The sequence below is a fragment of the Erwinia sp. LJJL01 genome (assembly GCF_047300805.2).
Taxonomy (GTDB): Bacteria; Pseudomonadota; Gammaproteobacteria; order Enterobacterales; family Enterobacteriaceae; genus Erwinia; species Erwinia aphidicola.
Genome location: NZ_CP178576.1, coordinates 1,138,897 through 1,152,600, shown reverse-complemented (window position 1 = coordinate 1,152,600; position 13,704 = coordinate 1,138,897). Strand labels below are relative to the sequence as shown.

Here is a 13,704-nt window from a genome sequence, read left to right as displayed (position 1 = left end):
TGCCGGACTGAATTTATCTGGCGCCAACTTATGATGATGAATTTAGTCGCTGCGGGGAAAGGGGACAATACTAAAGGTTGTCCGTCAGGCGGGACAAAATTAAAACGATCCCGCAAGAGGTAATTATTTGGGAGGGAGATCACATTAATCCATTTCTGAATAAATGTGATCGCGTTCTCATATTATTTTCATGAATGATTATAGCGGGCATAAATTACATTTTTCGCTCGTTAGCGACAATTTGTGGCTGACAGCACGGCTTAACCGCTGATCCCTGTGACAGACCCTCACCAGATAAGGTACTATCCTCGCCAAACTTACCGCTGTGTGGCGCCTTGCCCTTAACGCGCCGCGAAGTGAGGAAAAGAGAACAATGAGTGACCTGACGCAGGATGGCGCAGAGCGCCTTCCCCTGCACACCTTTACCGAAGATGCGTACCTGAAGTACTCCATGTACGTCATCATGGACCGTGCGCTTCCTTATATCGGCGATGGCCTGAAACCGGTTCAGCGCCGCATTATTTACGCCATGTCCGAACTGGGCCTGAGCAACAGCGCCAAATTTAAAAAATCGGCACGTACCGTCGGTGACGTGCTGGGTAAATACCATCCGCACGGCGACAGCGCCTGCTATGAAGCGATGGTGCTGATGGCGCAGCCGTTCTCCTACCGTTATCCGCTGGTCGATGGCCAGGGCAACTGGGGGGCACCGGACGATCCAAAATCCTTCGCCGCGATGCGTTACACCGAATCGCGCCTGTCGAAGTATGCGGAAGTGCTGCTGGGCGAACTGGGTCAGGGTACCGTTAACTTCGTACAGAACTTCGATGGCACCATGCAGGAGCCCTCCATGCTGCCGGCGCGCCTGCCGAATATTCTGCTGAACGGCACCACCGGCATCGCGGTCGGCATGGCAACGGATATTCCGCCGCACAACCTGCGCGAAGTGGCGAAAGCCGCCATCACGATTATCGATAACCCGAAAACCACGCTTGATGAGCTGCTGGATATCGTGCAGGGGCCGGACTATCCGACCGAGGCCGAAATCATCACGCCGCGCAATGAAATCCGCAAAATCTACCAGAGCGGTCGTGGCTCGGTGCGTATGCGCGCGGTGTGGAAAAAAGAGGATGGCGACGTGGTGATCACCGCGCTGCCGCACCAGGTTTCCGGTGCGCGCGTGCTGGAGCAGATTGCCACGCAGATGCGCAATAAAAAGCTGCCGATGGTGGAAGATCTGCGGGATGAATCCGATCACGAGAACCCGACGCGGCTGGTGATTGTGCCGCGCTCTAACCGCGTGGACATGGATCAGGTGATGAACCACCTGTTTGCCACCACCGATCTGGAGCGCAGCTATCGTATCAACCTGAATATGATCGGCCTGGATAACCGCCCGGCGGTGAAAAACCTGCTGGAGATCCTCTCCGAATGGCTGGTGTTCCGCCGTGATACGGTGCGCCGCCGCCTCAACTATCGTCTGGAAAAAGTGCTCAAGCGCCTGCATATCCTTGCCGGTTTGCTGGTGGCCTTCCTCAATATTGATGAAGTCATCCACATCATCCGTAGTGAGGATGAGCCGAAGCCGGTGCTGATGTCGCGCTTCGACATTTCAGAGACCCAGGCCGAAGCGATCCTCGAACTGAAACTGCGCCATCTCGCCAAGCTGGAAGAGATGAAAATTCGTGGTGAGCAGGATGAGCTGGAGAAAGAGCGCGCCCATCTGGAAGCACTGCTGGCCTCCGAGCGCAAAATGAATACCCTGCTGAAGAAAGAGCTGCAGGCGGACAGCGATGCCTACGGCGACGATCGTCGTTCCCCGCTGCGCGAGCGTGAAGAAGCGAAAGCGATCAGCGAAAATGAGCTGGTGCCGTCTGAGCCAGTCACGATTGTGCTGTCGCAGAGCGGCTGGGTACGCAGCGCCAAGGGGCACGATATCGACCCGACCGGCCTGAGCTACAAAGCCGGTGACAGCTTCCGCGCTGCCGCACGCGGCAAGAGCAATCAGCCGGTGGCCTTTATCGACTCCACCGGGCGCAGCTATGCGCTCGACCCGGTCACGCTGCCTTCGGCACGCGGGCAGGGTGAGCCGCTGACCGGCAAACTCACCCCGCCGCCGGGGGCAGTGGTGGAGCAGGTGCTGATGGAGAATGACGATCAGAAACTGCTGATGGCTTCCGACGCCGGTTACGGCTTCGTCTGTACCTTTAGCGATCTGGTCTCGCGCAACCGCGCCGGTAAAGCGCTGCTGAGCCTGCCGGAAAACGCCAAAGTGATGACGCCGATGGCGATCCACAGCAATGACGATCTGCTGCTGGCGATCACCACTGCCGGACGGATGCTGATGTTCCCGGTGGGCGACCTGCCGCAGCTGTCGAAGGGCAAGGGCAACAAGATTATCTCTATCCCTGCGGCGCAGGCCGCTTCGGGTGAAGACAAGCTGGCCTGGCTGCTGCTGCTGACGCCGCAAAGCGACATCACGCTATACGTGGGCAAGCGCAAGCTGACGCTGAAAGCTGCCGATTTGCAGAAATTCCGCGCCGAACGCGGCCGCCGTGGCACCCTGTTGCCGCGCGGCCTGCAGCGTATCGACAAGGTAGAAATCGAAGGGCCGGTGCGCGCTGCTCCGGTGGATGACAGCGAAGAGTAACGACGGCGGCCTGCATGCGGGCCGCTGCCTTTAAGTGACGACGAGGTTTTGATGCTTGCTATTTTACGTACCATCATCGTGGTGGTGTACTCGATTCTGCTGTGTGTCTTTGGCTGTATTTACTGCCTGTTCAGCCCGCGTAACCCGCGCCACGTGGCAACCTTTGGCCACCTGTTTGGCCGTCTGGCGCCGGTCTTTGGCCTGAAGGTGGAGCTGCGTAAGCCGCAGGGCGCAGAGAACTATCCGAATGCAATTTATATCTGTAACCATCAGAATAACTACGACATGATCACCGCTGCCGCGATTGTGCAGCCCACCACGGTGACCGTGGGCAAAACCAGCCTGCTGTGGGTGCCGTTCTTCGGCCTGCTGTACTGGCTGACCGGTAACCTGCTGATCGACCGTGATAACCGCGCTAAAGCGCACGGCACCATCGGCGAGCTGGTGGCGCAGTTTAAGAAGAAGAAGATCTCATTCTGGATGTTCCCCGAAGGGACGCGCAGCCGCGGCCGCGGCCTGCTGCCGTTTAAAACCGGTGCCTTCCACGCGGCCGTCGCGGCTGGCGTACCGATTATTCCGGTGGTGGTCTCCAACACCCACGGCAAAATTAAGCTCAACCGCCTGAAAAACGGCCTGGCGATTGTCGAAATGCTGCCGCCGGTGGATACCGCAGCCTTTGCTGACCAGTCGGTGCGTAAGCTGGCGACCCACTGTCGCGAGCTGATGGCGGCTAAGCTGGATGAATTAAATGCCGAAGTGGCCGAGCGCGAAGCCGCAGGTAAACTATAAATTAACGCAGTGGCCGCACTGGCGGCCAGGCTGACCGCGAAAAACGGCAGCACAGGACGCGGCAGCACAGCCCGTGCACAATGATAAAAAATGGAATACGGTCACTGCGGTGGTCGGTTTTTTGGCTTACGGAGTGGGTATGTCCTTCAGTCGTCGTCAATTTATTCAGGCATCGGGCCTTGCCCTGTGTGCTTCTGCCTTACCCTTCAGCGCCCGCGCAGCGGGGCCGGGTAATCCCTTACCTGTTCCTCCGCTGATTGAATCCCGCCGTGGGCAGCCGCTGTTTCTGACGCTGCAGCGCAGCCACTGGTCATTTGATGGCAACAGCAAAGTGCCGGTATGGGGCGTTAACGGCCTGTACCTGGGCCCGACGGTGCGCGTCTGGGCGGGTGATGACGTGAAGCTGATCTACAGCAACCGCCTGAATGAGCCGGTGGCCATGACGGTCAGCGGCCTGCAGGTGCCGGGGGCCCTGATGGGCGGCGCGGCGCGCATGATGTCGCCGGGCGTTGACTGGGCGCCGGTGGTGCCGATCCGTCAGCCTGCCGCGACCTGCTGGTATCACGCCAACACGCCGAACCGTATGGCACCCCACGTCTATAACGGGCTGGCCGGGATGTGGCTGATTGAAGATGAAGTGAGTAAGTCCTTACCCGTGCCGAACCACTACGGCGTCGATGACTTCCCGCTGATTATTCAGGATAAACGTCTCGACAACTTTGGTGCGCCGGAGTACGACCCGCCGGAAAACGGCGGCTTTATCGGCGATACGCTGCTGGTAAACGGTATTCAGAATGCTTACGTGGAAGTGTCGCGCGGCTGGGTACGCCTGCGCCTGCTGAATGCCTCGAATGCGCGGCGCTATCAGCTGCGGATGAGCGACGGTCGCCCGTTCAACGTGATTGCCAGCGATCAGGGCTTCCTGCCTGCGCCGGTGGCGGTTGAGCAGCTGTCGCTGGCCCCGGGCGAGCGGCGGGAGATCCTGGTGGATATGTCGCAGGGGGATGAAGTGTCGATCACCGCCGGGGAAGCCGCCGGCGTCATGGATCGCCTGCGCGGGTTCTTTGAGCCATCCAGCATTCTGACCTCGACGCAAATACTCAACCTGCGGCCCACCGGGCTGCTGCCGTTAGTGACCGATAACTTACCGATGCGTCTGCTGGCGGATCAGATGATTGAAGGCGCGGTCAGCCGCACCCGTGAATTCCGCCTTGGCGATTCCGTACCGGGTATCAATGGCGCGCTGTGGGATATGAACCGCACTGACGTGCAGGCGCAGCAGGGCAGCTTTGAACGCTGGATTGTCCATGCTGACACGCCGCAGGCGTTCCATATTCAGGGCGTGATGTTCCTGATTAAAAACGTCAACGGGGCGCAGCCAATGGCGGAAGATCGCGGCTGGAAAGATACGGTGTGGGTGGATGGCAGCGTTGAGCTGTTTGTCTCCTTCCCGCAGTCAACCTCGGAGCATTTCCCGTTCACCTATTACAGCCAGACGCTGGAGATGGCGGATCGCGGGACGGCGGGGCAGCTGGCGGTGAATCCAACGTTGTAATAAATGATGCGGGCGGACCGAAAAAAAGGGTCCGCCCCTACACGTTGACCCCGGACTTAAGCGTAGGGGGCGACCCTTTTTTCCGGTCGCCCCTTCTGGCGGTCTGTCAATTAATTCAATTCATCCGGGTTCGGGCCCAGACGATTGCCCCGATCTAACTTGGCAATTTCGCTAATTTCCGGTTTTTCCAGACGGAAATCAAACACCTTGAAGTTCTCTTCAATACGCGATGGCGTGACCGATTTCGGGATCACCACCAGGCCACTATCGAGGTGCCAGCGGATGACGATCTGCGCCGGAGTCTTGCCATATTTTTTCGCCAGGTGCTTAATCACCTCCTGATCGAACACCCCTTTACCGCCCTGAGCCAGCGGGCTCCATGATTCGGTCTGGATCTGGTGCATGGCATTCCACGCGTGCAGCGTGCGCTGTTGCAGCATCGGGTGCAGCTCCACCTGATTGACGACCGGGCTGACGCCAGTTTCATCCAGCAGGCGCTTGAGATGCGCTTCCTGGAAGTTACAGACGCCGATGCTTTTGGTCAGCCCCTGCTGCTGTAGCTTGATCATCGCTTTCCAGGCTTCAACGTAGTTGTCTTTCTGCGGGCAGGGCCAATGCATCAGATAAAGATCGACGCTGTCCAGCTGCAGTTTCTTCAGGCTGGTTTCCATCGCGCTTTCGGCATTAAGCTGATCGTCATTCCACAGTTTGGTGGTAACAAAAATATCCTCGCGTGCCACGTCGGTCTCTTTCAGCGCCTGGCCAATGCCCTCTTCGTTCTTGTAGATGGCGGCGGTATCTATGGAGCGGTAGCCCACTTCCAGCGCTTTCACGGCGGCGGCGCGCGCGTCGTCAATCGTGGCCTGCCAGACGCCCAGCCCCAGCTGCGGCATCATGTTGCCATCGTGCAGTTTAATCATCGGTTGATCGGCCATGTTAATCTCCTTTTCAGCAAGTTACCGCCGCTCAGCAGCGGTAGATGTGATCAAGTCTAGTTGAATCACAGACGAATGCCGGGCGATTAGGAGGCATCCTGGTAGATACGGCGGCTGACGTCGAGGGTGATATCCTGGCGTTCGCCCAGCGCGGTCAGGCCTTTCTCTTCCAGTTTTGCCAGCAGCGCCGGGATTGAGGAGCCGTCGAGCTGATAATCGCTAAAGCGCGTCGGCACGCCCATCTGTTCGAAGAAGCTGCGGGTGGCGGCAATCGCGTCATCGATACGCCGCTCCTCGCTGCCTTCGTTAATTCCCCAGATGCGTTCAGCGAACTGCAGTAGCTTCTCGCGCTTGGTATCGCGCTTAACGTTCATCAGCGACGGCAGCACAATCGCCAGCGTCTGAGCGTGATCGAGCCCGTGCAGCGCGGTGAGTTCATGGTCGAGCATATGGGTGGCCCAGTCCTGCGGCACCCCGGCGCCAATCAGGCCGTTAAGCGCCATGGTGGCACTCCACATCACGTTGGCGCGCACGTTGTAGTTTTCCGGCTCGGCCAGCGCGCGCGGGCCTTCCTCAATCAGCGTCAGCAGCAGGCCTTCGGCGAAGCGGTCCTGCACGCGGGCATCAACCGGGTAAGTCAGATACTGCTCAATGGTATGCACAAAGGCATCGACCACGCCGTTAGCAATCTGGCGCGGCGGCAGGCTGTAGGTGTAAACCGGGTCGAGCACGGCAAAGCGCGGGAAGACGTGGTTATTGCGAAACGCCTGCTTGTCGTGGGTCGCACGGCGGGTGATGACCGCGCTGCGGTTGGACTCCGAACCGGTGGCGGGCAGGGTCAGCACCGAGCCAATCGGCAGCGCTTGTTTAATCTCTGCTCCGCCGGTTTGCAGGATATGCCACGGGTCCTGCGGGTAGAACGCCGCTGCGGCAATAAACTTGGTGCCGTCCAGCACCGAGCCGCCGCCGACCGCCAGCAGGAAGGTGATCTTCTCGCGCTTCACTACCTCCACCGCCTGCATCAGCGTTTCATAGCTCGGGTTCGGCTCAATTCCGCCAAACTCCTGCACGTCAAAGCCCTGCAGCGCGCTGTACACCTGGTGCATCACGCCGTTGTTTTTCACGCTGCCGCCGCCGAAGGTGATCAGCACTTTGCTGTCAGCGGGGATCTCAGCGGCTAAATGGGCAATCTGGCCCTGGCCAAACAGAATGCGGGTCGGCGTATGCAGTACAAAATTATTCATGTCGATAATCCTGGTGAGTGGCGGCGGCAAAGTCTGAGATTGATTGTGAGCAGTGCTGCTGCTTTGCTCAATGCACATTTCTGCCTGTTTCTTGCCTGATCCTCCAAAGGGCTGGAGAATTCGCAGGCGGCAGGCGATGATATCGTCACTGTTTTTTCAGCAGCGGGAACCTCTATGGATCGTAAGGCAATCTGCGCCCGACTGGCGCAACAGGTTATTGGGCTGGTTACGCAGGATAAAACCCGCGTTGCCCCGGTGCCGGGCATCAGCCTGATCTATGCCGACCAGCACTGGGCGCGCCAGCCGGTGATGTACCAGCCTGCCATTGTCATCCTGTTTCAGGGGCAGAAAACCGGCTACCTTGGCAGCAGCGTGTTCAGCTATGACGCCACCAAATATCTGATGCTTACCGTGCCGCTGCCGTTCGAATGCGAAACCTTTGCCACGCCGGAAGCGCCGCTGGCCGGGCTATCGCTGCGCGTTGATGCGCTGAAGCTACAGGATCTGCTGATCGACATTGGCGATGACGACGGTTTCCACCCGGAGCCGCAAACCCGCGGCATCCACTCGGCGCTGCTGACGGAAGAGATGCTGTGCGCCACCGAGCGGCTGCTGGACGTGATGAAAGACCCGCGCGATGCCCGCGTGCTCGGGCCGCAGATCGTGCGCGAAATTCTCTACCACGTCCTGCAGGGGCCGTGCGGCGGTGCGCTGCTGGCGCTGGTGAGCCGCCAGACGCAGTTCAGCCAGATAGCCAGGGCGCTGCGGCGCATCGAGCACCATTTCACCGACAGCCTGAGCGTGGATCTGCTGGCGGCGGAGGCGAATATGAGCGTCTCCGCGTTCCACCACAACTTCAAGGCGGTGACCAGCACCTCGCCGTTGCAGTATCTGAAAAGTTACCGCCTGCACCAGGCGCGCATGATGATGTTACAGGAAGGGATGAAGGCCAGCGTGGCGGCGATGAAGGTCGGTTATGAGAGCGCATCGCAGTTTTCCCGCGAGTTTAAGCGCTATTTTGGCGTGACGCCGGGCGAAGAGATGACGCGCATGCGCCAGAGCGGTTAAGCAAAAAGCCCGGATTCACCGGGCTTTTTTTCTGCGCATCACCAGCGCAATACTGCCAATAAGACCGATGGAGAGCATCACCAGCGGCAGCACCATCAGGCAGGCCATCACCTGGTCTTCATGGCGTTTAATAAACGGTACCTGGCTAATGGCATAGCCGAATCCCACCAGAATCAGCACCCACAGCAGACCGCTCAGCCAGTTGAACAGCTGGAAACGGGTGTTCTTTAATCCGGCAATCCCGGCAAGGGTGGGCAATATGGTACGGACAAAAGCCAGGAAGCGGCCGACCAGCAGCGCCATCAGGCCGTGGCGGTTGAACAGGTTCCATGCCCGCTGGTGATACTGAGCGGGCAGGTGCATAAGCCAGCCCTGAACCATTTTGGTGTTGCCCAGCCAGCGCCCCTGCAGATAACCCAACCAGCAGCCGAGGCTGGCAGCGGTAGTCAGGATCAGCAGCGTGGGGATAAATGCCATCGCCCCTTTGGCGATCATCGCCCCTGCCAGCAGCAGCAGGCTGTCACCGGGCAGAAACGCCGCGGGCAGCAAGCCGTTTTCCAGCAGCAGCGTCAGAAACATAATTCCGTACACAATCCAAATCACGTCCGGATTGGCCAGCGCGGCGAAATCCTGATGCCACAGCGCCTGAACAATCTCGTGTAATACACCCATTAGTTATCCCGTAACCTGCATAGCCTTGATACTTGACGCCACAGCTGCATTAGCTGCGTACGAACACCCAGGTGACTGACTTCTGTAAGCTCCCGGGGATGCGCGTACTTGCCGCCTTGCCGTCACGCCAATTATTTTGGCTATTGAAATTTCGCTGTCCATTGTAGCTGCAATTTCGCTTCAACACCTTGATCAAAGGCGCGAAGCCGGGAGGCTATTAACACTTTGTTGAAGCTTTAGGGCATGACTGGCTTAAGCGTGCAAACCCGACAGCAAGGTCGTCAATCAGATCGTCGACGTTTTCCAGCCCGATATGCAGGCGCACCAGCGTGCCGCTGAAATCAATGCCGCCCGCGGGACGGATCGCCGCCAGCTCTTCCGGCTGGTTCGCCAGAATCAGCGACTCATAGCCGCCCCACGAGTAGGCCATGCTGAAATGGCTGAAGTTGTCGAGGTAGTGTGCCAGCTGCTCGCGGCTCAGCTTCGCCTTCAGTACAAAGGAGAACAGACCGCTGCTGCCGCTGAAATCACGCTGCCAGAACTGATGTCCTTTGCACTGTGGCAGCGCCGGGTGGTTGACCACCGCCACTTCCGGGCGTTCGGCCAGCCAGTTGGCGACGCGAATGCTGCTCTCTTCATGCTGACGCAGGCGCACTGCCAACGTGCGCAGGCCGCGGCTGGTCATATAGGCGGTGTCGGCATCGACCATCTGGCCCATCAGGTAGGAATTCTCGCGCAGCTGCGCCCAGCAGCGCGCGTTGGCGACGGCGGTGCCGATCATCGCATCCGAATGGCCGATCAGATATTTGGTTCCGGCCTGGATCGAGATGTCCACCCCGAAGTCCAGTGCGCGGAACAGGATCCCGGCACCCCAGGTGTTGTCGATCATGATGATCGCATCCGGCGCTTTGCTGCGGATCGCCGCGACAATGGCTGGAACGTCCTGCACTTCCATGGTGATCGAAGCCGGAGATTCGAGGAACACCACGCGCGTATTGGGCTGCACCAGCTCGGCGATTTCGCTGCCCGCGCTGTGATCGAACCAGGTGGTCGTGACATTCATTTTACTGAGGATTTTTGTGCAAAAATCCTGAGTCGGCTCGTACACGCTGCCGCTCATCAGCACGTTATCCCCCGCGCAGACAAAGGCGAGGATAGCGTTGGCTACCGCCGCTGCACCACAGGGATAGAGCACACAGCCCGCGCCGCCTTCCAGCTCGGTCAGCGCCTCCTGCAGGGAGAAGTGGGTGAGGGTGCCACGACGCCCGTAAAAGAGTTCGCCGTCGGCACGCCCGGCGGTGGCGCGTTTTTTATCGGCCACGCTATCAAACACCAGCGATGATGCGCGCTGGATAATCGGATTAACCGAGCCTTGCGTGTAGCGTTTAGCGCGTCCGGCCGCGATCAGCGCGGTTTCAATTTTTTTGCTGCTCATAAATACCCGTATGATTTTTTGCCCTGTTTCAACGTTAACACGCCAGCCTGCCGCGCGGTATGCAGCCTGCGGATAAGTGATAAAAATTCATTATCGCTGCGACAGCGCAGCGCGGGAGATAAAAAAATGTGCAAAAAATGTCCATTAAGTTGTAAATAGTAATGAGAACTACTATCAATTCCCGGCTGTTTTGGTATGATCCGCACTGAATTTTTCCGCTATCGGCTATTAGACGTTGGAGACACAGCGTGACAAATGATTTGATGCAGATGGACCTTTCCGTCTGGGGCATGTACCAGCATGCAGACATCGTGGTGAAAGCGGTGATGATTGGCCTCCTGTTGGCATCGGTTGTCACCTGGGCCATTTTCTTCAGCAAAAGTATCGAACTCAGCGCGGCACGCAAGCGCCTTAAGCGCGAGCAGCTGGCGCTGGCCAACGTGCGTTCGCTGGAAGAGGCCAGCCAGACCTGTGCCGGTTTTAAAGGCTTTAGCCTGAGCACGCTACTGGTAAAAGAAGCGGAAAACGAGCTGGAGCTGTCTGCAGGCTCTGATGACAACAACGGTATTAAAGAGCGTACCGGTTTCCGCCTTGAGCGCCGCGTCGCGGCCATCAGCCGTCATGCCGGTCGCGGTAACGGTTTCCTTGCCACCATCGGGGCTATCGCACCGTTCGTCGGTCTGTTTGGTACCGTGTGGGGCATTATGAACAGCTTTATCGGCATCGCTCATACGCAGACCACTAACCTCGCCGTGGTTGCGCCGGGTATTGCGGAAGCGCTGCTGGCGACGGCGGTGGGCCTGATTGCTGCTATCCCTGCAGTGGTTATCTATAACGTCTTTGCCCGCACCATTGGCAGCTACAAAGCTTCTCTCGGTGACCTGGCCGCCCAGGTTCTGCTGCTGCAGAGCCGCGACCTTGACCTCGCCGCCAGCGCACCGCGCGTTCAGCCCGCACAGAAACTGCGGGTAGGTTAAGCACTATGGCAATGCGATTAAACGAAGATCTCGATAACAACGGTGAAATGCATGAAATCAACGTGACGCCGTTTATCGACGTCATGCTGGTGCTGCTGATTATCTTTATGGTCGCCGCGCCGCTTGCCACCGTTGACGTGCGCGTCAATCTGCCTGCCTCCACCAGTGCGCCACAGCCGCGCCCGGAAAAGCCGGTTTATCTGTCTATCAAAGCCGACAAGCAGCTGTTTATTGGCAATGATGCGGTAACCGAAGAGACGCTGGTCGATGCACTGACCAAACAGACCGAAGGTAAGAAAGACACCACGATTTTCTTCCAGGCCGATAAGTCCGTCGATTACGCAACGCTGATGGGCGTGATGGATAAACTGCGTCAGGCGGGATATCTGAAGATTGGTTTGATGGGTATGGAAACTGCCGGGAAATAATCCCGTGTAATGGGTCGACCAAAACGGTGGTCGCCCCCTGAGGTCTCCCCAGAAATAACTTCCATCGCTAAACGTCCGCAAACCGGTCTGAGCTCAGCCTGAGCACGCCGGAACGGCAAAAGACGCTCCCTGCGGGCCTCGGCACGCGGCATCCCTGCCGCGTGACGTCCGGCTTACCTCAGGCCAAGCTCATCCCCCACTATCATCGTGCTCGCTGTGGGTTTAAACCGCGACGCTGCGGCTTTGGGTGCAAGGAGGGAGGGCTGATTGCAGCAGGCCCACGGCCAGGGATGGCCGTGAGCCAGGCTACAGGGATGTATTGATGCCGGTGCGGAAAGCAGCCCTCCCTCCTGAAACCTGCCACCTCTCATCCAGCGATAAAATTCAGAACGATTTTTTGTGGGGATCCCTCAGTGGTCGCCCCCTACATGCCCGGATCGCAGGGGCCGATCGTATTGTGATCGGCCCTTGTCATAATCGCGTTATACCTGAATTGCCGGCTCCATCAGGCGCCTTGCCTGATACTGCTTCACCAGCCGTTTGATAATCAACGTCCCAATTAATCCGCACACTGCCGCAAACGTCAGCCAGACGCCCGGCATCGCTTTATCTCCCGTCACATGGATCAGATAGCTGCACACCGCCGGAGTAAAACCGCCGAAGAGCGCTGTCGCCAGGCTATAGGCCAGCGAGAAACCGGTGGCACGCACCTCCGCCAGATACACCACCATGGCGCCGTTATAGCTGCCGTACAGGAATGAGAGCCACAGCTCGGCTTCCAGCAGGTGGGCAAAGCTCGGTGAACCGACCAGCCAGTGCAGCACCGGCCAGGCGGTGATAATCATCAGGATAGTAAAGATCAGCAGCAGCGGACGGCGGCCATAGCGGTCAGAAAGCGCCCCCATCACTGGCAGCCAGAACAGGTTGGAAATACCAATGCACAGGGTGACAAAGAAGCTCTCTTTATCGCTCATCATTAGCACCGTTTTGCCAAAGGTCGGGGTGAACGCGGTGATCATATAGAACATCACCGTAGTGGTGACCACCATCAGCATGCCTGCCAGCACCAGCGCCCAGTTGCGGCCAACCGAACGGACAATCTGCCCCATGCTCGGGTGATGTTTACGCTGGCTGAAGGCTTCGGTCTCTTCCAGCATGCGACGGATCCAGAACAGGAACGGCACGATCAGGCAGCCAATCACAAATGGAATACGCCAGCCCCAGTCGGTAACGGCTTCTTTTGCCAGCAGATGATTGAGCAGCAGGCCGAGCAGCGCGGCGAAGATCACCGCAATCTGCTGACTACCGGACTGCCAGCTGACGTAGAAGCCTTTCTTGCCCTTGGGCGCGATCTCAGAGAGATAAACGGAAACCCCGCCAAGCTCGACCCCGGCCGAGAAGCCCTGCAGCAGTCGGCCCAGCAGGATCAGCACCGGCGCCGCCATGCCCAGCGTGGCATAGCCGGGCACCACCGCAATGGTCAGCGTACCGATCGCCATCAGTCCCAGCGTCAGCAGCAGCCCTTTACGGCGGCCGTGGCGGTCAATATAAGAGCCGAGGATAATCGCCCCCAGCGGCCGCATCAGGAAGCCGGCGCCAAAGGTCATCAGCGTCAGCATCAGTGAGGCAAACGGGTCATCTCCGGGGAAAAAGGTTTTTGCGATGGCGGTAGCATAGTAGCCAAACACCATAAAGTCGTACATTTCGAGGAAGTTACCGCTGGTAACGTTGAAGATAGTTCTGGCACCGCCCTGCCGCGATGTCCCTGTCATTGAGTTGCTCATGTTACTTCCTGTGGGTTTTTTCCTCGTTTTTAGCCTGCCGGGGCGGGTTTTAATGTGACGGCGATCACTGTTACTGGCTTACAAAATGTTCACATTAGTAACCAATAATTAACAGTGGTAGTTTTGGCTAAAATTTGCACATCATTTGCGTCGATATTATTCGCCTG

Annotated in this window: 11 protein-coding genes; 6 read left to right on the top strand and 5 right to left on the bottom strand. The window is 58.2% G+C overall.

The features are described from left to right. Positions 1-373: 373 nt before the first annotated feature. The 3 genes from parC (at position 374) to ftsP (ending at position 4,994) form a co-directional block, all read left to right on the top strand. Complete coding sequence (gene parC, locus ACLI4M_RS06175) at positions 374-2,650, top strand: DNA topoisomerase IV subunit A (protein ID WP_048914596.1); 2,277 nt, start codon at positions 374-376, stop codon at positions 2,648-2,650. Positions 2,651-2,701: 51 nt separating this feature from the next. Next, positions 2,702-3,439 (top strand): 1-acylglycerol-3-phosphate O-acyltransferase, encoded by a 738-nt coding sequence (locus ACLI4M_RS06170; RefSeq protein WP_048914597.1) that lies wholly within the window; start codon positions 2,702-2,704, stop codon positions 3,437-3,439. Between the two features lie 139 nt (positions 3,440-3,578). After that, a complete protein-coding gene (gene ftsP / locus ACLI4M_RS06165) occupies positions 3,579-4,994 on the top strand; it encodes a cell division protein FtsP (protein ID WP_048914598.1) in 1,416 nt (471 codons plus the stop codon). 110 nt (positions 4,995-5,104) lie between these two features. On the opposite strand, the gene dkgA is transcribed toward ftsP, so the two are convergent. Continuing rightward, complete coding sequence (gene dkgA / locus ACLI4M_RS06160) at positions 5,105-5,929, bottom strand: 2,5-didehydrogluconate reductase DkgA (RefSeq protein ID WP_133622717.1); 825 nt, start codon at positions 5,927-5,929, stop codon at positions 5,105-5,107. Between the two features lie 86 nt (positions 5,930-6,015). Then, a complete protein-coding gene (gene yqhD / locus ACLI4M_RS06155; RefSeq protein ID WP_133622718.1) occupies positions 6,016-7,173 on the bottom strand; it encodes an alcohol dehydrogenase in 1,158 nt (385 codons plus the stop codon). 174 nt (positions 7,174-7,347) lie between these two features. Between yqhD and ACLI4M_RS06150 the strand changes: the two genes are divergently transcribed. After that, positions 7,348-8,241 carry an AraC family transcriptional regulator gene (locus tag ACLI4M_RS06150; RefSeq protein WP_048914601.1) on the top strand — a complete coding sequence of 298 codons (894 nt, stop codon included), beginning with the start codon at positions 7,348-7,350 and terminating at the stop codon, positions 8,239-8,241. Positions 8,242-8,256: 15 nt separating this feature from the next. Here the strand turns inward: ACLI4M_RS06150 and ACLI4M_RS06145 are convergent, their stop codons facing one another. Then, positions 8,257-8,913 (bottom strand): DedA family protein, encoded by a 657-nt coding sequence (locus ACLI4M_RS06145; RefSeq protein ID WP_048914602.1) that lies wholly within the window; start codon positions 8,911-8,913, stop codon positions 8,257-8,259. Positions 8,914-9,130: 217 nt separating this feature from the next. Continuing rightward, positions 9,131-10,348 (bottom strand): cystathionine beta-lyase, encoded by a 1,218-nt coding sequence (metC, locus tag ACLI4M_RS06140; protein ID WP_133622719.1) that lies wholly within the window; start codon positions 10,346-10,348, stop codon positions 9,131-9,133. Positions 10,349-10,596: 248 nt separating this feature from the next. Here metC and exbB point away from each other — a divergent pair, with 248 nt between their 5' ends. Next, positions 10,597-11,325 carry a tol-pal system-associated acyl-CoA thioesterase gene (gene exbB / locus ACLI4M_RS06135; RefSeq protein ID WP_099753684.1) on the top strand — a complete coding sequence of 243 codons (729 nt, stop codon included), beginning with the start codon at positions 10,597-10,599 and terminating at the stop codon, positions 11,323-11,325. Positions 11,326-11,330: 5 nt separating this feature from the next. Continuing rightward, on the top strand, positions 11,331-11,753 hold the full coding sequence (gene exbD / locus ACLI4M_RS06130) for a TonB system transport protein ExbD (protein WP_099753685.1): 423 nt from the start codon (positions 11,331-11,333) through the stop codon (positions 11,751-11,753). Positions 11,754-12,235: 482 nt separating this feature from the next. On the opposite strand, the gene ACLI4M_RS06125 is transcribed toward exbD, so the two are convergent. After that, positions 12,236-13,537, bottom strand: coding sequence for an MFS transporter (locus ACLI4M_RS06125; RefSeq protein ID WP_133622720.1), 1,302 nt, complete (start codon positions 13,535-13,537; stop codon positions 12,236-12,238). Between the last annotated feature and the right edge of the window lie 167 nt (positions 13,538-13,704).